We start from the raw sequence: 5297 nt of genomic DNA on the forward strand, positions 1-5297 counted from the left end.
GCTGCTCGCCGAGGCCGACGGGACCGACAACGACTGGGACATCCTCTCCGCCTGCGAGCTGAGCGACGTCGAGGCCCGCCCGGCGACGGGCAGGCCGCGCTCTTCGACGCCGTGCTCGGGCCGCCGGGTCCGGGCCGCCCGGCGTTGACCAGGGTGTACGCCGACCAGCTCGAACGCATCGCGGCGACCGCCCAGCCGGGGCGGTTCCGGCTGCTGGTGGCCGCCGAGTCGGCCGGCGCGCTGGTCGCGGCCGAGATGGGGGCAACGGGTCTGCCCTGGCGGGCTGACGTGCACGACGCGGTCCTGGCCGAGCTGCTGGGGGAGCCGTCCCCGGTGGGCGGGCCGCCCCGGCGGCTGGCCGAGCTGGCCGCCCGGATCGCCGACGCGTTCGGCGTCCGGCAGGTGCACGCCGACAGCCCGGCGGAGCTGCTGCGGGCGTTCGCCCGGGCCGGGGTGGAGCTGCCGAACACCCGGGCGTGGGTGCTGCGTGGGGTGGACCATCCGGCGGTGCCGCTGGTGCTGGAATACAAGGAGCTGTATCGGATCTGGACAGCCCACGGGCGGGCGTGGCGGGACGCCTGGGTCCGCGATGGCCGGTTCCAGCCGGAGTACGTCCCCGGCGGGGTGGTGTCGGGGCGGTGGGCCACCCGGGGCGGTGGCGCGTTGCAGATCCCGAAGGTGGTCCGCCGGGCGGCGGTGGCCGATCCGGGGTGGCGGTTCGTGGTGGCCGACGCCGGGCAGTTGGAGCCCCGGGTGCTGGCGGCCGTCTCCGGTGACGCCCGGCTCGCCGAGGCGGGTGCCACCGGAGACCTGTACGCGGCGTTGGCCCGGGACGCCTTCGGCGGCGACCGGGGTCGGGCCAAGCTGGCCCTGCTCGGCGCGATGTACGGGCAGACCGGTGGGGAGGCGGTGCCGGCCCTGGCGGTGCTGCGGCGCAACTATCCGACGGCGTTCGGCCACGTCGAGGCGGCGGCGCGTACCGGTGAGGTCGGCGGGCTGGTGCGTTCCTGGCTGGGGCGTACCTGCCCGCCCGGGACGGCGGGGTTCGGCGGCGACGACGGGGTGGCGGATCCGGACGCGGCCGGTGATCCGCAGTCGCCGCGGGCCCGGGCGGCCCGTTCCCGGGGTCGGTTCACCCGCAACTTCGTCATCCAGGCCACCGCCGCCGAGTGGGCCTCCACGCTGCTGGCGGTGCTCCGGGGCGAGCTGGCCGGCACCGGCGCCGAGCTGGTCTTCTTCCAGCACGACGAGGTGATCGTGCACTGCCCGGCGGAGCAGGCGGAGCGGGTCGCCGAGGCGGTCGAGCGGGCCGGGCGGCGGGCCACCGCATTGCTCTTCGGTGACACTCCGGTCCGCTTCCCGTTGGATCTGTCGATCGTGGAGTGCTACGCCGACGCGGCGTGAGCGGCACCCGGTCGGGCTGCCGCGAACCGGGCCGTGGTGATCGGGAAGAACCTATTATGAGCGTTATGCGTAGTTGGCTGGGTTTCACCGTCGGCGGGACGCGATCGTGACGCCGGCCGGTGCGGTGGGGCAGCCGTACTCCCGCCTGGAGGGCCGCGCCAAGGTCACCGGGACGGCACGGTACGCGGTCGAGTACCCGGTGGACGGCGTGGCGTACGCCCAGGCGGTGCCGGCGACCGCCGTGCGGGGCACGATCACCGGGCTGGACACCGACGCCGCGCTGGCGGTCGACGGGGTGCTGGCCGTGCTGCACCACGGCAACGCGCCCCGCCTGACGCCGGGCGTGGATCCGGAGCTGTTCCGCCTCCAGGAACCGACCGTCCACTTCCGGGGCCAGTTCGTCGCCGTCGTGGTGGCGGAGACCATCGAAGCGGCGCGGGAGGCGGCCCGGCTGGTCCGCGTCGACTACGCCCCGCAGCCGCACCACACGGTGCTCTCCGCGCAGGATCCCGCCCTGTACCGGCCCGACCACGTCAATCCGAGCTACCCGACGGACGTGGTCGCCGGTGACTTCGACGCCGGCTTCGCCGCCGCCGAGGTCCGGCTGGACCTCACCTACCGCACGCCGTCCTACCACAACAGCCCGATGGAGCCGCACGCCGCGACCGCGCAGTGGCGCGACGGTCGGCTGCTGGTGCACGACTCCATCCAGGGTTCCTCACCCGCCCGGGAGATCCTGGCCCGGCTGTTCGGGCTGCCCATCGAGGCCGTCCGAGTGGTCAACACGCACGTCGGTGGCGGGTTCGGCGGCAAGCTGTACTGCAAGGTCCAGACGGTGCTCGCCGCGCTGGCGGCCCGGCACGTCGACCGGCCGGTCCGCCTGCCGCTGACCCGCCAGCAGACGTTCGGCCCGGTCGGATACCGCACCCCGACCATCCAACGGGTCCGGCTCGGCGCCGGCCCGGACGGCCGGATCGACGCGGTCGCCCACGACGCGATCAGCCAGACCTCGATGGTGACGGAGTTCGCCGAGCAGACCGCCGTCTACACCCGCAACATGTACGCCGCCCCGAACCGGCGTACCACGCACCGGCTGCTGCGGCTCGACGTGCCCACCCCGTTCTGGATGCGCGCGCCGGGGCACACCCCGGGCTCGTTCGCGCTGGAGTCCGCCCTGGACGAGTTGGCAGCGGCCTGCCAGGTCGATCCGGTCGAGCTGCGGCTGCGCAACGACACCACCGTCGACCCGGAGAGCGGGTCACCGTTCACCAGCCGCAACCTGGCCGCCTGCCTGACCGACGGGGTCCGCCGGTTCGGCTGGGATGGACGCGACCCGACCCCGCGGGCCCGGCGTGACGGCCGGTGGCTGCTCGGCACCGGGATGGCCGGCTCCAGCTACCCCGCCCGGGTGCGCCCGGCCACCGCGTCGGCCGCCGCGTCCGCCGACGGCACCTTCGAGGTACGGATCAACGCCGCCGACATCGGCACCGGGGCGCGTACGGCGCTGTGGCAGGTGGCCGCCGACGCGCTCGGCACGCCGCCGGAGCGGGTGCGGATCCGGGTGGGGGACACCGCCCTGCCGCCGGCCGACGTGGCCGGCGGCTCGACCGGACTGGCCTCGTGGAGCTGGGCGGTGGTCCGGGCCTGCGAACGGTTGTGCGACCGGCTCGCCGAGCTTCGTGGCCGGCTGCCCGCCGAGGGGCTGACCGTCGAGGTGAGCATCGACGACGAGGTGGCGGCGCAACGCACGCTGCCGCGGTACGGGTACGGGGCGCAGTTCGCCGAGGTGCGGGTGGACTCCGACACCGGCGAGGTCCGGGTACGGCGGCTGCTCGGTGTCTTCGCGGTCGGCCGGGTGGTGAACCCGACCACCCTGCGCAGCCAGCTGATCGGCGGGATGACCATGGGCCTGTCGATGGCGCTGCACGAGGCGGGACTCTTCGACACCCGCTACGGCACCTGGGCCAACCACGACCTGGCCAGCTATCACGTCAGCAGCAACGCCGACGTGCCGGCGGTGGAGGCGTACTGGGTCGACGACGCCGACGACCAGCTCAACCCGCTCGGGGTCAAGGGCGCCGGCGAGATCGGCATCGTCGGTGCCGCCGCGGCCATCGCCAACGCGGTGCACCATGCCACCGGCGTACGGGTCCGCGACCTTCCCGTCACCCTGGACAAACTCCTGGCAGCCTGACCACTACCGGCCGTCCCCCTGTTGTTCATGTTGGTGTGCCAGCCTGTGCGCCGCAAAACCTGACCGCTCCGATCAACTTGGTGAAGGTGCCTGGGAGGCAGCATGGCCAGACGCGTTTACCTGCACATCGGCGCGCCGAAGACCGGAAGCACCTACGTGCAGAACGTGCTCTGGAGCAACCAGCGGGTGTTGGCGGACGCCGGCATCCTGTTGCCGAGCAGCGCCGTGGCGCACGATCAGGCGATGGCCGACCTGCGTCAGGCGCGCTGGCGGGACACCGACGTCTACTGGACGTGGGACCGGCTGGCCGAGAAGGCCGGCAAATGGTCCGGTGATGTGATCATCAGCAACGAGGGGTTGGGTTCGGCCACCACCGAGCAGGCGATCCGCGCGGTGGAGAGCCTGCAACCCGCCGAGGTCCACATCATCGTGGCGGGCCGTGATCTGTGGCGTACCTTCCCGTCGTTCTGGCAGCAGAGCATCAGGGCCCGCAGCGGCTGGCGTTTCGGGGCCTTCATGCGCGCCGTGGAGCAGGGCAAGGCCGAGACCTTCTGGGACAACCACACCGCACTGCGCATGCTGCGCCGGTGGGGCGACCTGGTGCCGGCCGAGCGACGACACCTGGTGACGGTTCCGCCTCCCGGCGCCCCACGTGACCTGCTGTGGCACCGGTTCGCCGGTGTCATGGGTATCCCGGACGGGCTGTGCGAGTTGGCGGAACCCACCTCGAACCCGTCGCTCGGCGCCGCCGAGATCGAACTGCTCCGGCGGGTCAACCTGGCGTTGGGCGACAGCTACCCGCTCCGGACGCCGTACCAGAAGGTCGTCCACCGCCACCTGGTCGACTCCGTGCTCAAGCAGCGGGCCAACGACCGGAAGTTCGGCGTCGGCCTGGACCGGGCCGAGTGGGTGATGGAACTCGCCGAGCAGCAGATCAAGGAACTCCAGGACTACCCGTGCCAGATCGTCGGGGACCTCGACGAACTGCGGCCGACGAAGATGAAGCAGACCGGCACCCCCGACGACCTCGACGACAGCCAGTTGCTCCAGGTCGCGATCGAGACGATCGTCGGCATGCTGGGGCACGCGGACTCCCTCAGCGAGCAGGCCGACGACCAGAACGAGAAGGTCTTCGCGCGGCTCAAGAACCGGGCAGCCGGCGGCGTCAAGCGCCGGCTACGCCTCGCCACCCGCCGCGACGGCTAGTTCACGCACCGATGAAGGGCAGCTCCGGTGAGAGCTGCGACGACATCGCCGCGTCGCTGTCCTTATTGAGGCGGCATAGGCGCCGTCCTCGTGGGTGTTGCCGTTAGCATCCCGAGGGCAGCGAATCCCGTGTGCTGCGCAGCGAGGACGGGGTCGGCGGGGTGGGCTGGTGGGCATCGATTACGGATACGACCTTTACCTGCCGACTCACGTAGTCGGCCAGGCCCTGCGGGCGGCTGCCTCGATCGCCCGGGAAGGGTGCTGGTGCGGTGGCGTCGCCTCTGGGACGCCAGTGGGGGTGGCTTGGGTATGTACCCGGCCTGCGTTGGTCGGCGTGGGTGTGTTTCCCGCATGGCGGGAGGTGGGCGCGAGATCTTGGACAGTTCCCGTTATCGCGGAACGGGAACTGTCCAAGTCAGCCGGTCTTTTGGGGACGCCGCGCAGGCGTGAAAATGGTGGGTAGGTCGCCCGCCGACGTCGTGAGATCTTGGCC

General features: G+C 72.5%; 2 protein-coding genes and 1 pseudogene. All 3 read left to right on the forward strand.

The features are described 5' to 3' along the window. Window positions 1–75: 75 nt before the first annotated feature. Window positions 76–1404, forward strand: a pseudogene (locus AB0M52_RS29960) (bifunctional 3'-5' exonuclease/DNA polymerase); the annotation flags it as partial. Window positions 1405–1510: 106 nt separating this feature from the next. Then, complete coding sequence (locus tag AB0M52_RS29965; protein ID WP_363960700.1) at window positions 1511–3598, forward strand: xanthine dehydrogenase family protein molybdopterin-binding subunit; 2088 nt, start codon at window positions 1511–1513, stop codon at window positions 3596–3598. A 102-nt stretch (window positions 3599–3700) separates the two neighbouring features. Next, window positions 3701–4804: a hypothetical protein gene (locus AB0M52_RS29970; RefSeq protein ID WP_363960702.1), complete on the forward strand. Its 1104-nt coding sequence runs from the start codon at window positions 3701–3703 to the stop codon at window positions 4802–4804. Window positions 4805–5297: the final 493 nt, after the last annotated feature.

It is taken from the genome of Micromonospora sp. NPDC051296, from assembly GCF_040682255.1.
GTDB lineage: Bacteria > Actinomycetota > Actinomycetes > Mycobacteriales > Micromonosporaceae > Micromonospora > Micromonospora craterilacus.